Here is a 15,168-nt window from a genome sequence, read left to right on the forward strand (position 1 = left end):
GCCGCAGAAGCCATGTTTTCATTGAACTCCAATACTTGCGTTTGCGCAATGGTTGATGTTGCGCTCGTATGGCTTTTCCTTACGGTCTTTCCTTAGAGCGGCCTGATGCCCCACTGGGCGGTGTGGGATTGCCCGGGTTCAAGGGTGATCAGCCCCTCGCCGGAGTTGAAGGCGTCGGGTGCGCACGTCATGGGTTCGACCCCCAGTCCGCTGCGTCGGCGGTCCGGCTGGGGGAGGGTGTCGCCGGTGAAGATTTCCAGGTACGGATAGGTCTCGTCCACCCACAGCTCAACCCCTCCGGTGCGATCCGGCCGGAGGAGTTTCACCCGAGCCAGCCCGTCAGCATCGCGAAGTAGATCCGTGTAGGCAACATCGATGTGCCGCCCTCCCAGTTGCTGTAGTTCCCGCAGGTCGTACTCGGTGCCGTCCACACGTTCATGCCCGGTGGGGATGCCCTGCGGATCCACTGGCAGGAAGGTACGCCCGGGCACTTGCACCAGACCGGCGTCAATAGCACCGGGGCGGCCCACTCCGGTGCTGAGATAAGGATGCGCTCCTGTGCCAAAGGGGCATGGCTCTGTACTGCGGTTCACGGCCGTGGTGCGGACAGTCAATCCGTCATGGCCAAGCTGGTAGTCCAAGTGGCAGTCGAGCACCCAGGGCCAGCCTTGGCAGGCGTGCAGGGTGTAGGTGAACGAAATGGAGTCCGCGGTATGGCGGTGGACAGTCCAGTTCCGCCACCGTGTCAGCCCGTGGATTGCACCGCCCTTGTCCGGCTCGCTGAGGTCGAGCTGGAGGTGCCTGCCTTCCCACTCGTAGCGGCCACCTTTGATCCGGTTGGGCCAGGGGATGAGCGACTGTCCCCGCGCGCCTGTGCACATGTCCTCCTTCCCGTATCCGTCAAGCAGGTCCCGGCCGTCCTGGCGGTAGATGCGCAATGCAGCGCCCACTTCGGTCAGTGTGGCGCTTTGGCGATCGAAGGCTATGTCGTATTGCCGCCCCGAAGGAAACAGGTGGTCCGCGCCTGCTCCTTGAGGGCCGCCTTCCCGGTTCATGACCGTTCGTTCCCCTCGTCGGCTCCTGCTTCCAGGTCCAGGACCACCTTGACATCGTCGGGCTGGTGCTTGAAGGCTTCCGCGAAGCTTTCCAACGGTAGCCGGCGGCTGATGAGGCGGCGCAGCCACTCGAGGTCTGCCTTGGCGAGGGCCTCCGCGCCGGCGTCGTAGTGCCGTCGGTTCGCGTTGACGCTGCCGAAGACCACGCCGTTCATTAGCACCTCCTCGCGATTGAGCGCGCCCACGTCCACCCTTGTTTGTTTGCCTGTTGCGGAAACGCCCGTCAGGCAGGTGATGGCGTCCTGGGCCCGGCATTTGAGTGCGTCCAGGACCACGGGGGTGACGCCGGTGCATTCAACAAGCACATTGGGTTTGATGCCCGAATCCGGCAGGGGCTCGCTGTGGTAGGTGGCCCCCAGGTCGCGGACGAGCTGTGGCTTGGGACCGTCTGTGACGATGTCAAAAACGTGCACGTCAAGGCCTTGCTGGACTCCCAGCAGCGCCGCCAGCAGCCCAACGGGCCCGGCGCCGGTGACGACGGCGGTGTGGGGGTCGAAAAATGCCCGCTGCCCGATTCGGTTGATTTGTTCCCACGCCTTGGCCACGATGGTGGTGGGTTCCAGCAGGACGCCTACATCCTGCAGACGTGAGTCCAGTTTCACCATCGCCTGGGCGTCGGCCCGCCACCGTTCCCGCGCGAAACCATCCAGGCCCTTGATTCCGTGCTCGGTGTACTTGCCATTGAGGCACATGTCCCATTCCCCGGCGGCGCAGGCCTTGCATGGCTCCGGATCGGGCCTGCGGACAATTCCCACCACCAGGTCGCCTTTAGCTAAGCCGGAATCCGGGGAAGCGTCGATCACCCGGCCGAGGTTCTCGTGGCCCAGCACCAGGTAGTCCTGGCCCGGAGGTGCTTCCCCGTAGTCGGCGGCGATGATCTCGCTGTCGGTTCCGCACAGGCCCACGGCCAGGGACTCCACCAGTACCTGGCCCTCGCCGGTCCCGGGGTCTGGAACCTCCCGCAGGTGCAATGAGTCCTTTTCTCCAGGTGTAACGGTCAACGCGCGCATCATGCCTCCCTTTGGCCATGGATACCTTTGGCCAGTGTCCCGCGTTATTTGCGTTAGCGCAACGGTCTGTGCGTCCGGGGGCGACCGTCGGGCACCCCAGCTGAGGATGCCATCACCTGCTCCGCCTGGTTACCCTCTGGGTCAGATGCGTGGCCCACCCGGAGGCGAACGGCCCTGGTGGCGCCTATGGTGCAGCGCTAAATTGGTTCGGCGTAGAGGAAGCGTGTCCGGGAGCTCGAGCGCGTCCCAGTGGTCCTGCCGGCTATGTGCCCGCAAACAACTTCAGCACCAGGGGTTCAAGCCGCATCTGGCATCGGTGCGCCCCCCGGCTTCGGCTTCTCGGCGGAAGGCAGGCCGCAAAGGGTCCTCAGGGTAGGAGGTTTCAATGAACGTCATCGTCGCCTTTGTCAGGCGGCATCAAGTACTGAGCTATTACATTCTTACGTTCGCCATCTCGTGGAGTCTTTTCCTGATTGTGGGAGGGCCCGGCTATTTTGCGCGGGCCTTCTGGCAAACCGACCCCCGGTTCCTTCCAGCCGTCCTGGCCATGCTCACGGGGCCTGCCATCGCAGGGCTCCTGCTGACCGGCCTCCTCACCGGAAAGGCGGGCCTCCGTGAGATCGGATCCCGGTTGGCTAAGTGGCGGGTGGCAGGCCGCTGGTACACCATCGCCCTCCTTACCGCACCCGTCCTGACGGCTGTGGTCCTCTCCGTCCTGTCGATCGCTTCTCCCATATTCCTGCCGCCGATCCTCACGGCCGAGGACAAGATCGCTCTCCTTCTGCCCGTCCTTGGAGTAGGCGTCTCAGTCCTGCTCGAAGAAGTTGGCTGGACAGGATTTGCCATCCCGCGGCTGCGGCTACGCCACGGTGTCCTGGCCACAGGGCTTATCGTGGGTGCACTTTGGGGGCCCTGGCATTTGTTCCAGATCCTCTGGACCGCCGGGACTTCGAACGGGGAAGTTCCGGTCGCGCTCTATGTGCCGCTCTACTTCCTCTGCTCCGTCGCATCGTTGACGGCCTACCGGGTGCTGATGGTATGGGTCTACGACAGGACAAGGAGCCTGCTCGTGGCAACTCTGATGCATGCAAGCTACGCAGCCAGCACACTCCCTATCCTCTCGCCGTCCCTGAGTGGGACATCCTTCTTGATCCACGCCTCGCTGCTCAGCGCCGCACTCTGGATCGGAGTCGCAGTGGTCGCTCTGACCGACCACGAACACCTCACCTGGCATCAGCTGGGACTGCATCCCGCGTGAAAAAGCTCTGGCATTGTTCTCGCCCCGGTAGTCTCCAGGGATGGAATCCTGGCACCGGAACCGGCTCAGCGCCGGACAGGCTGGCTTTGTGGAGAGCCGGTTTCCCGGCGTTCGCCTCCTGAATGATCTTTCGTGGAATCTCGTAGATACCACCGTGCTGGAGGTGGAGCACGGTGAGCGCAGATACGTGGTCAAGGCTGCGGGACCGGCCAACCGTCACATCGGCCGTGAGATAGCGGCCCACGGGTCCTTCACCGGCATCTGGGCCTCCAAGGACAGGGCACCCAGCTTAGTAACTGCCAGCCGAGGGCTGAACCTCTTGGTGACGGAATACCTGGACGGTTCCCCGGTCGAAGGAGGAGCCGCTGAATATGACGCAGACACCTACCTGCAGGCCGGCCAGTTACTGCGTGCCTTCCACGCCCAAGCGGTACGGGTGGACCCGCAGTATGAAGATGCAGCCACCGCCAAAGCCATGGCCTGGCTGGACAAGCCCCAGCAGATGGACAAAGCCGCCGCAGAAAAAGCGCGGAACATCCTCGCCTCCTACCGGCCGGAACCGGTCAGGGCCGTCCCGACCCACGGCGACTGGCAACCGCGTAACTGGCTCATGAACGGGACCGAGCTCAGGATCATCGACTTCGGACGGTTCGAGTTCAGGCCCGCACTCAGCGATTTCTGCCGCTTGGCCGCGCAGCAATGGCGATCGGGCCCCGAACTGGAGGAGGCCTTCTTCAAGGGGTACGGTTTCGACCCTCGAGAGAGCAGGCTTTGGAACATAACCCAGCTTCGCGAAGCTGTCTCCACCGCTGCCTGGGCGTTCCAGGTTGGTGACCGTGAGTTCGAGGAACAAGGTCACCACATGCTCCGGGATGCCCTCGCTAACTACTGACCGGGCTTGCGATTGGGGCTGGTTTTGGGCCTTCAACTCAACATAGCCACCAGCTCTGCCAAGCTCTGAAGCGAACCACTTCGTCCAGTGCCTTTCCTGCCGGGCGGAGTTGAGTTGCTCGATTTCAAACCAGGAACGCTGGTTAAGATGCCCAAGGAAGCCAGGGGGTATCCCTAAGCTGTGAGCATGGGGCAGCAGGCCGAGGTGGTACTTGTGCACGGATTGTGGCACCAGCCCGCCCACTTTGACCGGCTCGCGGAGGCCCTAAGGGAGCAGGCTGTTACTGTCCATGTTCCCCGTCTGCATCGGGGCTCGCTGGCCGCGGATACTGCGGGGGTGCAGGAGGTGGTGGACGCGTGCCACGTCCCGCCCGTCGCCGTCGGTCACTCCTACGGGGGATCAGTCATCAGCGGCCTGCAACGAATTTCGCGACTCGTGTACGTCGCGGCGTTCGTGCCCGCGGCGGGTGAGAGCGGGGCCTCACTGGGCGGTCCCGGCGCTGCAATCAACAGCGCACTGCAGCACAACGACGATGGAAGCACCAGCATTCAGCCAGGGCTCGCCCGGGAAGCCCTTTATGCCGACTGCACTGACGCCGACAGCGCCTGGGCAACGGCGCTGCTGGTACCGCAGCAACCGGGCCACGGCCGCGGAATGCCCGAGCGCATGGCGTGGCAAAGCCTTGAAAGCACCTACGTTCTCTGCGAGGGTGACAAAGCACTGGATCCCGCGCTTCAGGAGCGCATGGCGGAAAGGTGCACCACATCGGTCACCATTAAGGCGGGCCACTCACCTTTCATCAGCCGTCCCGCAGATCTCGCCACGGTGATCATGAGCGTCTGAAGTCCACCTCAAGAGCAATATTTTCCTGGACTTGCTGCCTGACCGAAGATCGCCGAGGTTAGACGTTGCCAAAAATGCTTCGCACGGGACACGCCCAGCCGTGTCCTGTTACTTCGGCCGTGGTCAGGGGTAAGCTCCAGAAATGGCACCGCGAAGTTTTCTTCAATGGCCGGTCGTCCGTCAGCTGAGCACGGGCGACCTGTTCGGCCGTGGCCCAGCGGTCACATCGGCCAAGACCAAGGCAATAGCTCCCCGCACGGCCACTGCCGACCGTGTGGTGCAGAGCGTGTGCCCCTACTGCGCCGTTGGCTGTGGGCAACGCGTCTACGTTAAGGACGAAAAGGTAGTCCAGATCGAAGGCGATCCGGATTCACCCATTTCACGCGGCCGGCTGTGCCCCAAAGGCTCTGCCAGTGAGCAGTTGGTCAATTCGCCGGGCCGGCAGACCAAAGTGCTTTATCGTGCGCCGCGTTCCACCGAGTGGGAACACCTGGACCTGGAGAAGGCCCTTGACATGGTGGCGGACCGGTTTATCGAGACCCGCCGCAGGACCTGGCAACAGGAAGACGATCAAGGCCGGCTGCTGCGCCGCACCATGGGCATCGCTTCGCTGGGTGGCGCAACCCTGGACAACGAAGAGAACTACCTCATCAAGAAGCTCTTCACAGCAGCAGGGGCGGTGCAGACCGAGAACCAGGCCCGCATATGACACTCCGCGACGGTTCCCAGTTTGGGAGCCTCTTTTGGACGCGGTGGTGCAACGCAATCACTGCAGGACATGGCCAACGCCGACTGCATCGTCATCCAGGGGTCCAACATGGCCGAGTGCCACCCTGTGGGCTATCAGTGGGTGGCGGAGGCGAAGGCGCGCGGTGCGAAGGTCATCCACGTCGATCCCCGCTTCACCCGCACGTCAGCGGTCTCGGATAAGCACATACCTATTCGGGCCGGCTCGGACGTCGTGCTTCTCGGCGCACTGATCAACTACGTCATCAGCAACGATCTCTGGTTCAAGGAGTACGTCAGCGCGTATACCAACGCTGCAACCTTGGTCCACGACGATTACCGCGATGCCGAGGATCTGGGCGGGCTGTTCTCCGGCTTCGATCCCGAGAAGGGTGCTTACGACACGTCCTCATGGGCATACGCGGAACGCGGGGACGGCGCCATTGACGAGCCCGGCCCCGGATCGGAACACGGTGCCGATGCCAGGGACCGCGCTGCCGGACATGCTTTCGGCAGCGGTGGTCCGCCCTTGGAGCACGCCGAAGTCCAGCGTGACGATACCCTCCAGAACCCCCGGACCGTTTTCCAGATCGTGAAGCGGCACTACGCCCGTTACACGGCTGAGATGGTCCAGGACATGTGCGGAATCAGCGTGGCCGACTTCGAGTACCTGGCACGCACCATCACGGAGAACTCGGGCCGCGACCGGACCACCTGTTTCGCCTATGCTGTGGGCTGGACCCAGCACTCGCTGGGAACGCAGTTCATCCGGGCTGCCGCCATCCTGCAGCTCCTGCTCGGAAACGTGGGACGCCCGGGAAGCGGAATCATGGCCCTCCGCGGACATGCCAGCATCCAGGGCTCCACGGACATCCCCACCCTGTTCAACCTGCTGCCCGGGTACCTGCCGATGCCCAGCGCAGGCCGCCACGACACGCTCGAGGACTATCTGTCCGTCATCGGGTCGAAGCAGCAAAAAGGTTACTGGGCCAATGCAGATGCCTACACCATCAGCCTTCTTAAGGCATGGTGGGGCGACGCCGCCACAGCGGACAACGACTGGGCATATGACTACATTCCGAGGCTGACCGGAGCCCACGGAACATACGAGACCGTGATGGGCATGCTCGAGGACGAAGTGGAAGGGTACTTCATCCTTGGACAGAACCCTGCTGTGGGTTCAGCCCACGGCCGGATGCAGCGGATGGGCATGTCCCACTTGAAGTGGCTTGTGGTGCGGGATCTGAATCTCATCGAGTCCGCTACCTGGTGGAAAGACGGTCCGGAGATCGAATCGGGGGAGCTGCGCACCGAAGACATCGAGACAGAGGTGTTCTTCATGCCGGCGGCGACCCACGTGGAGAAAGCCGGCTCGTTCACCCAGACCCAAAGGCTGCTGCAGTGGCGCCACCAGGCGGTTGCACCGCCAGGGGAGTGCCAAAGCGAACTGCAGTTCTTCTTTGAACTGGGTAAGCGGATCCGCGAGAAGCTGGCCGATTCCAAGGACGAACGCGACCGTCCGCTGCTCGACCTGACATGGGACTACCCCACGGACGAGCACGGCGATCCCGATGCGGAAGCGGTCCTTGCCGAGATCAACGGCCGCCACCTGGCAGGTCCTGACGCCGGGAAGCCCCTGTCCTCCTACACGGAGATGCAGGCTGACGGATCCACGTCTGGCGGCTGCTGGATCTACACCGGTGTTTACGCTGACGGCTTCAACCATGCCGCCAACCGCAAGCCGGGCCAGGAACAGGGGCCGACGGCGTCGGAATGGGGCTGGGCTTGGCCTGCCAACCGCCGGATCCTCTACAACCGCGCCTCGGCCGACCCGGACGGTAAGCCGTGGAGCGAGCGGAAGAAGTACATCTGGTGGGACCAGGAGCAGGGTAAATGGGTCGGAGACGACGTGCCCGACTTCCCGGTTGACCTTGCCCCGGGCAGCCACCCGGACCCCTCTGTCGGTGGTCCGGCCGCCCTCAGCGGTGATGATCCCTTCATCATGCAGGCTGACGGCAAGGGCTGGCTGTTTGCGCCGAAGGGCCTCATGGACGGACCCCTGCCCACGCACTACGAGGCGCAGGAATCGCCGGTGGCCAATGCGCTGTACCCGCAGCAGCAGAACCCTGCGCGGCTGGTGTTCCCCCGCAAGGACAACCTGAGTGCGCCAAGCGCGGGGACCAGTGGCTCCGACGTCTACCCGTATGTCTTCACCACGTACCGGCTGACCGAGCACCATACAGCGGGCGGAATGAGCCGCTGGCTTCCGTACCTGTCCGAGCTGCAACCGGAGATGTTCTGCGAAGTCTCGCCTCAGCTGGCGGCGGAGCGGGGTCTCGAACCTTACGGGTGGGCCACGATTATTTCGGCGCGCTCCGCCATCGAGGCAAAGGTCTTGGTTACTGACCGCATGGCGCCGCTCAAGGTCGGAGGCCACACCGTGCACCAGATCGGGCTGCCGTACCACTGGGGCGTCGGCAGCAATGCCGTCGTCAGCGGCGACGCTGCAAACGATTTGCTGGGTGTGACCCTTGATCCCAATGTCCAGATTCAGGAATCGAAGGTGGCCTCGTGCGACATCCGGCCGGGCCGCAGGCCCCGCGGGGCGGAACTGCTTGCCCTGGTTGCTGAATATCAGGAACGGGCCGGAGTGACCACCGAGACCGGCAACCGCGCCGTCACCAATCCCGCGGCGGAAGGCATCCAACCCCGCCCGGGTGAAAAGGGCAGCGCCGACGGTGGGGAGAACTGATGAGTCTGCTCCCCACCGTGTCAGCCCAAGCAAACACTGCCCCGTCCGGAACGCTGCCTGCCGGCGGCGTTCCGGACACCAACCCGACGACGGAGGACTAGATGGGCCAGCTGTCCGGACCGACCGACCCCACCGCCGATGCCCACTGGGAGCACAACCATCCGCGCAAGGGGTTCTTCACCGACACCTCGATCTGCATCGGCTGCAAGGCCTGCGAAGTTGCCTGCAAGGAGTGGAACCACAACCCGCAGGACGGAAACCTGGAACTGCTTGGGTCCTCCTACGACAACACCGGATCGCTGGGTGCCAGCACCTGGCGGCACGTCGCCTTTATTGAACAGGGCCAGGAACGCATTATCGAGGCGCGAGAGTCAGGCCGTGCCCTGGTCAGCCTGGGCATGCCGCGCATCGGGCCGCCGGCCCCGGCAACGGCTGTTACGGATCTTGCGGACGCTGATACTACCCCGCCGGACACCGCAGACTTCCGGTGGCTGATGTCCTCTGATGTCTGCAAGCACTGCACCCACGCCGGCTGCCTCGACGTCTGCCCCACCGGCGCGCTGTTCCGCACAGAGTTCGGCACCGTCGTGGTCCAGGATGACGTCTGCAACGGCTGCGGTACCTGCGTGGCCGGGTGCCCCTTCGGCGTGATCGAGCGCCGCAGCAACGGCACGGTCAAAGTCGCCAGCAGCAGGGAAGAACAGCACGCCAAGCATCCCGACGTCCCCAACGAGGGCATCGCCCAGAAGTGCACGCTGTGCTATGACCGGCTGCTTGACGACCAGACGCCGGCATGCGCCAAGGCATGCCCGACGACGTCCATCAAGTTCGGCGACCACGATGACATGGTGGAGACGGCCCGGGAGCGGGTGGCCACCCTGCATGCGCAGGGGATGACCGAAGCAAGGCTCTACGGGGCGAACGAAAACGACGGCGTCGGCGGAACCGGATCTGTCTTCCTGCTGCTGGATGAACCAGAAGTGTACGGGCTTCCGCCGGACCCCCGGGTGCCCACCGCAGACTTGCCGAAGATGTACCGCCGCGCCGGCATGGCCGTGGCAGGCATGGCTGCGGCCGCTGCGTTGGCCTTCCTGGGAGGACGGGCGTGACCCTCTCAGAGTTCGACAGCTTCCGGCCATCAGAACCTGCCCGACGCCGCCGGCAGGGCGGCAAGCGCGGCACCGGTCGACGCCGGGACAATGGTGACGGCTCACGGGAAATGCCCATGGTTCCGGAGCCTGAGTTCACCTCGTACTACGGGCGTCCCGTCGTGAAGCCGGCGCCTTGGGGCGATGACGTGGCCATATACCTGTTCCTGGGTGGCGTGGCAGGCGGGTCAGCCCTCCTCGGTCTTGGCGGGCAGCTGACCGGCCGGCCTATCCTTCGCCGCAACGCCCGGCTGGGCGCCTTGGCGGCAGTAAGCGCCGGTGCCGTTGCCCTGGTGAAGGACCTGGGCAGGCCGGAACGTTTCCTGCACATGCTGCGGACCTTCAAGGTGACCTCGCCGATGAGTGTGGGCTCGTGGATCCTTAGCGCCTTCAGCGCGGGCACGGCCGTGACCGCGGTGGCGGAAATCGACCGGATGACCGGCAGCCGGCTTCCGCTGGGTCCGTTGCGGAAGGTCCTGCATGCAGTGGAAGGTGCGGCCGGCGTCGAAGCGGCGGTTTTCGCCGGGCCACTGGCGGCGTACACGGCTGTCCTGCTGGGTGATACCGCCACCCCGACATGGAATGCTGCGCACGAGGAACTGCCATTCGTCTTCGTTAGTTCGGCCTGCCTCGCTTCTGCCGGCCTCGCCATGGTTACCACACCCATCCATGAGACAGGACCGGCCCGGAAACTTGCGGTGCTCGGCGTGCTGGGGGATGTCGCTGCCATGAAGGTGATGGAGCGCCGCATGGATCCGGTGGCCGCCGAGCCCCTGCACCAGGGTAAGGCGGGCTCCATGCTGAAGTGGAGCGAGCGGTTGGCGTTGGCCGGCGGACTCGGAACGCTGCTCGCGGGGCGCAACCGCGTGGTGGCGGCAGCTTCGGGATTGGCGCTGCTGGGCGCTTCGGCCCTGACCCGCTTCGGCGTGTTCGAAGCGGGCCTCGCCTCGGCCAGGGATCCGCGGTACACCATCGAACCGCAGAAGAACCGGCTCGCTGCCCGCCGTGCCGCAGGCGTGACCGGCGACGCGATCACCACCGCCGGTTGAGCGGGCAGCCGCGTCAGCGGACCTCGATGCCCCGCCCTGCAGTGGTGTGGCCGATCACCGGGTAGCCCGGCAACTCGCCGACCACCAGCAGCCCGCCTGAGGTCTGGGCATCGGCCAGCAGCAGCAGGTCGTTTTCGGTGACGCCGGCAGCGGAGCGCAGGTGCGGCCGCACCCAATCAAGGTTGCGCCGGGTTCCGCCGGAGACGAAACCGTCACGGAGTGCCTCCCGCGCGCCCTCGATCAGTGGTACAGCCTTCAGATCGATCACGGCGCCCACCTCCGAGGCGCGGACCATCTTGTAAAGGTGCCCCAGCAGGCCAAAACCCGTCACGTCAGTGGCGGCCCGGACGCCGGCAGCAACCGCGGCGTCGGCTGCGTCCCGGTTGAGGGCCGCCATCGTCTCCACCGCTTCAGCGAACACCTCCCCGGTCTGCTTGTGCCGGTTGTTGAGAAGTCCGACGCCGAGTGGCTTGGTGAGCGTGATCGGCAGCCCGGGCTGGGCGGCGTCGTTGCGGAGCAGGCGGTCGGGGTGGGCGACGCCCGTGACAGCCATGCCGTACTTCGGCTCCGGATCGTCGATGGAGTGCCCACCGAGCACCGGGCACCCCGCCTGGGACGCCACACTCAGCCCGCCGCGGAGGACTTCCGTCATCAATTCCATCGGCAGGACTCCGCGGGGCCAGCCGACGAGGTTGATCGCCGTGACCGGGCGGCCGCCCATCGCGTAGATGTCCGAGAGGGCATTGGCGGCCGCAATCCGGCCCCAGTCAAACGCGTCGTCAACCACGGGAGTGAAGAAGTCAGCGGTGGTGAGGACGGCCAGATCATCGCGGACCAGGACCGCCGCGGCGTCGTCGCCGCTGTCCAGGCCAACCAGCACCTCTGCGCCCGGTTGGCCGATCAGGCCGCGGACGGCGTCCTCGAGTTCGCCTGGCGGAATCTTGCAGGCGCAGCCTCCGCCGTGGGCATAGTCGGTGAGCCGGAGCAAGCCGGCGGCACCATCATCAAGTTGCTGTACTGACGTCTGAGCCTCATTCACCCGCCTAGCGTACCCCTCCAGTTAACCCTGCTATATTGAGGCGCGGTGGCGTCCGGGTCCTGGTGGGCCCCCCGGTCTTCAAAACCGGTGAGGCTGAGCATCTCGGCCTGGCGGGTTCGATTCCCGTCCGCCACCGCCAAACTACCGGCGTGAATGCCGTGAAAAGAGGAGGGCTGTGGTCCAGGTCGATCCCCGGCGGCTGATTCCCCGCACGAACGACCTGCTGGCGTTGCCCGCCGTCCGCGAGGCCCGGACACGGATGAATGAGCGCGTCGTCCGCGAACTCGTCCGAAAAATCCAGGGACAGGCCCGCCGCGGTGAGCTGCCTCCCAACCAGGTGCAACCTGCCCTGCTCGCAGCCGTCGCTTCACATAAAGCAACAACCCTCCGTCCGGTGCTGAACGCAACCGGCGTCATCGTGCACACGAACCTTGGCCGCGCCCCCCTTTCTGCAGCGGCGGTGGAAGCCCTTGTCGCTGCCAGCGGCTACGTTGACGTGGAACTGGACCTTGCAGACGGCGGCCGCTCCCGCCGCGGTGCCGGTGCCCGGGCCGCCCTCCTCGCTGCCTGTCCTGCCGCCGAGGACGCCTTGGTGGTCAACAACGGAGCTGCAGCGCTGGTGCTGGCCACCACAGCCCTGGCCGCCGGCCGGGAGGTGGTGGTGAGCCGCGGGGAACTCGTCGAGATCGGTGCAGGCTTCAGGCTGACCGACCTGATGGAGTCGACAGGCGCGGTGCTTCACGAGGTGGGTACCACCAACCGGACACACCTGCATGACTACGCGGGGGCCGTCGGACCGGACACGGGCTGCATCCTCAAGGTGCACCCGAGCAACTTCCGGGTGGACGGGTTCACGTCCGCGGTTCCGATTGCCGAACTGAGCCGGCTGACCGCGGCACACGGCGTTCCACTCGTGGCTGACCTGGGCAGTGGGCTGCTGGCGCCCGATCCGTACCTGCCGGACGAACCGGATGTCGCCTCCGCCCTGGCGGGCGGCGCCGACGTCGTCATCGCCAGCGGCGACAAACTGCTGGGCGGCCCCCAGGCCGGGTTGCTGCTGGGCCGCAAGGAAATCATTACCCGGCTGGCCCGCCACCCGCTCGCCCGTGCTGTCCGGGCGGACAAGCTTGCCCTGGCCGCCCTGGAAGCAACCGTCGCCGGCGGGCCGACGCCCGTCGTCGAGGCGCTGCACGCCGACGTCGAACAGTTGCGGCGCCGTACTGACAGGCTCGCCCACGCCTTGGGCGTCCCCGTCGTACCCCATGACGGCCGGGTGGGCGGCGGCGGCGCCCCCGGCGTTCCGCTGCCGGGATGGGCGCTGCGGCTCCCCGAGGGAATTGCAGGACGCTTGCGCACCGGCGACCCGGCCGTGTTGCCGCGCGTCCACGACGGCGCCTGCCTGATCGACTTGCGCTGTGTGCCGCCGGCCGAGGATGACCGGATCCTCGATGCCGTTCGGCAGGCACTGGCAACCCTCGACGTTGCGGACGCAGGCAGGGCGGGCTGACCGTGCACGTCGTTGCCACGGCCGGACATGTCGATTCCGGTAAAAGCACCCTGGTCCGCGCCCTTACCGGCATGGAGCCGGACCGATGGGAGGAAGAGCGGCGCCGCGGGCTGACCATTGACCTCGGCTACGCATGGACCACCTTGCCGTCCGGGCAGGACGTTGCCTTCGTCGACGTGCCCGGCCACGAACGCTTCCTCGGCAACATGCTTGCCGGAATCGGACCGGCTCCGGTGGTCTGCTTCGTCGTAGCCGCGGATGAGGGCTGGCAGGCCCAGTCAAGCGATCATCGGGATGCGGTAGCTGCGCTTGGCATTGAACACGGCGTGGTAGTCCTCAGCCGCGCGGACCGGGCATCCGGGCAGCGCGTCGCCGACGTGCTGTCGCGGGCCCGCACGGAGCTGGCAGGGACCGGGCTGCGGGATGCCCCAGCCATCGCTGTTTCGGCCATCAACGGGACCGGCCTGGCTGAGTTGCGTGCAGCGCTCGACGGCGTCCTGGCCCAGGTGCCTGCCCCCACCACAACGGGGCGGGTCCGGTTGTGGGTGGACCGGTCGTTCACGATCAACGGGTCCGGAACGGTGGTCACCGGAACACTGGCAGCGGGCACGCTCGCCCAGGGTGACCGGCTGGAACTGCTGGGCCATTCGGGGTCCCGGCCGGTGGCGGTCCGCGGCCTGCAAAGCCGCGACACCTCGTACCAGTCGGTGGAGCCGGTCAGCCGGGTGGCGTTGAACCTGCGCGACGTTGCCGCAACGGACATCAGGCGCGGGGACGCGCTGGTTACCCCTGGTGCATGGCCCACCACCGGCGTCGTAGGCATCCACCGCACCACCGGGGTGGCGTATACCGACGTGCCCGAGCAAATCATGGTGCATGTGGGCACGGCGTCCGTGCCGGCGCGGCTGCGTCCCTTCGGGGCCGACCATGCCCGGCTGGTCCTCGACAGGCACCTGCCCCTGGTTCTCGGGGACCGGCTGGTGCTGCGCGACCCTGGCAGCCGTTCGGTCCTGGGTGGGGCGCGCATTCTCGACGCGGACCCACCGGAGCTGCGGTGGCGCGGTGACGGCGCGCACTGGGCCGAACGGCTTGCAGGGATGGATCCCGCAGGGGACGTTCTGGGGGAAGTGGCAGCCCGCGGAGCGGTCCAAATGGATCATCTCCGCAAGCTTGGGCTGCTGCCCGGGCACGCTGTGGATTCCCCGCAGGGCGTGCGGGTTTTCGGTGACTGGTGGGTGCATGCCCCTGTCCTTGAGGCGTGGCAGCACCGGCTTCGGGGCGCGGTCGAGGCGCTGCAGGAGCGGGACCCCCTGGCCCCAGGCCTTTCCATGGGCGCGGCGCGGGACCTGCTCAGGTTGCCCGACGAGAGGTTGCTGTCCCACGTTATCCGCGGGGCGGAGCTGGAGCAGGACAGCGGCCACATCCGGGTGCCGGGCAGCCAGGGCAACCTTGGCCCCATTGAGCCGGCAATCGCCCGGTTGGAGCGCAGGCTCAAGACAGACGCGTTCCATGCCCCGGAAGCCGACGAGCTGGCGTCAATGGGCCTCGGCGCCCGGGAACTGGCCGCCGCCGAACGCACGGGACGGCTGCTGCGTCTGCGTGACGGGGTGGTGCTGCTGCCCACGGCACCCGCGCTTGCGATGCGCACCCTCGCCGGCCTGGCCCAGCCCTTCACCACCAGCCAGGCACGCCAGGCGCTGGACACAACACGCCGGATCGCGGTCCCGCTGCTGGAGCACCTTGATTCCCGCGGCTGGACCAAACGGATTGATGCCGGTCACCGTACAGTGGTTCGCTGACCGGGCCCCTCATGCAGCACGTTTGGAAGG

Annotated in this window: 11 protein-coding genes and 1 tRNA gene; 9 read left to right on the forward strand and 3 right to left on the reverse strand. The window is 66.0% G+C overall.

The features are described 5' to 3' along the window. Window positions 1–92: 92 nt before the first annotated feature. Window positions 93–950, reverse strand: a complete 858-nt coding sequence (locus LFT44_RS09415; RefSeq protein ID WP_236802494.1) for an aldose 1-epimerase family protein — start codon at window positions 948–950, stop codon at window positions 93–95. A gap of 101 nt (window positions 951–1,051) precedes the next feature. Then, window positions 1,052–2,125, reverse strand: coding sequence for a glucose 1-dehydrogenase (locus LFT44_RS09420; protein WP_236802845.1), 1,074 nt, complete (start codon window positions 2,123–2,125; stop codon window positions 1,052–1,054). 385 nt (window positions 2,126–2,510) lie between these two features. Between LFT44_RS09420 and LFT44_RS09425 the strand changes: the two genes are divergently transcribed. The 6 genes from LFT44_RS09425 (at window position 2,511) to nrfD (ending at window position 10,793) form a co-directional block, all read left to right on the forward strand. Beyond that, complete coding sequence (locus LFT44_RS09425) at window positions 2,511–3,383, forward strand: CPBP family intramembrane glutamic endopeptidase (RefSeq protein WP_236802496.1); 873 nt, start codon at window positions 2,511–2,513, stop codon at window positions 3,381–3,383. A gap of 40 nt (window positions 3,384–3,423) precedes the next feature. Continuing rightward, window positions 3,424–4,275 carry an aminoglycoside phosphotransferase family protein gene (locus LFT44_RS09430; RefSeq protein WP_236802498.1) on the forward strand — a complete coding sequence of 284 codons (852 nt, stop codon included), beginning with the start codon at window positions 3,424–3,426 and terminating at the stop codon, window positions 4,273–4,275. 186 nt (window positions 4,276–4,461) lie between these two features. Next, window positions 4,462–5,118: an alpha/beta hydrolase gene (locus LFT44_RS09435; protein ID WP_236802500.1), complete on the forward strand. Its 657-nt coding sequence runs from the start codon at window positions 4,462–4,464 to the stop codon at window positions 5,116–5,118. 142 nt (window positions 5,119–5,260) lie between these two features. Further along, the gene (fdh, locus tag LFT44_RS09440) at window positions 5,261–8,596 is read left to right on the forward strand and encodes a formate dehydrogenase (RefSeq protein ID WP_236802502.1); all 3,336 of its coding nucleotides are present in this window, start codon (window positions 5,261–5,263) and stop codon (window positions 8,594–8,596) included. Window positions 8,597–8,697: 101 nt separating this feature from the next. Next, window positions 8,698–9,705: a 4Fe-4S dicluster domain-containing protein gene (locus LFT44_RS09445; RefSeq protein WP_236802504.1), complete on the forward strand. Its 1,008-nt coding sequence runs from the start codon at window positions 8,698–8,700 to the stop codon at window positions 9,703–9,705. Continuing rightward, window positions 9,702–10,793 carry an NrfD/PsrC family molybdoenzyme membrane anchor subunit gene (gene nrfD / locus LFT44_RS09450; RefSeq protein ID WP_236802506.1) on the forward strand — a complete coding sequence of 364 codons (1,092 nt, stop codon included), beginning with the start codon at window positions 9,702–9,704 and terminating at the stop codon, window positions 10,791–10,793. Before LFT44_RS09445 ends, nrfD begins: the two co-directional genes overlap by 4 nt. A 13-nt stretch (window positions 10,794–10,806) precedes the next feature. Here the strand turns inward: nrfD and selD are convergent, their stop codons facing one another. Beyond that, the gene (selD, locus tag LFT44_RS09455; protein WP_236802508.1) at window positions 10,807–11,832 is read right to left on the reverse strand and encodes a selenide, water dikinase SelD; all 1,026 of its coding nucleotides are present in this window, start codon (window positions 11,830–11,832) and stop codon (window positions 10,807–10,809) included. A 44-nt stretch (window positions 11,833–11,876) separates the two neighbouring features. On the opposite strand from selD, the gene LFT44_RS09460 reads away from it, so the two are divergent. From LFT44_RS09460 to selB, 3 genes are all read left to right on the forward strand, one after another. Further along, window positions 11,877–11,971: transfer RNA gene (locus tag LFT44_RS09460), tRNA-Sec, on the forward strand. Between the two features lie 36 nt (window positions 11,972–12,007). Then, entirely contained in the window at window positions 12,008–13,339 is a 1,332-nt protein-coding gene (gene selA, locus LFT44_RS09465; protein ID WP_236802510.1) for an L-seryl-tRNA(Sec) selenium transferase, read from the forward strand. A 2-nt stretch (window positions 13,340–13,341) separates the two neighbouring features. After that, window positions 13,342–15,138, forward strand: a complete 1,797-nt coding sequence (gene selB, locus LFT44_RS09470; RefSeq protein WP_236802512.1) for a selenocysteine-specific translation elongation factor — start codon at window positions 13,342–13,344, stop codon at window positions 15,136–15,138. Window positions 15,139–15,168 lie beyond the last annotated feature (30 nt).

Source organism: Arthrobacter sp. FW306-05-C (assembly GCF_021801725.1).
Lineage (GTDB): Bacteria > Actinomycetota > Actinomycetes > Actinomycetales > Micrococcaceae > Arthrobacter.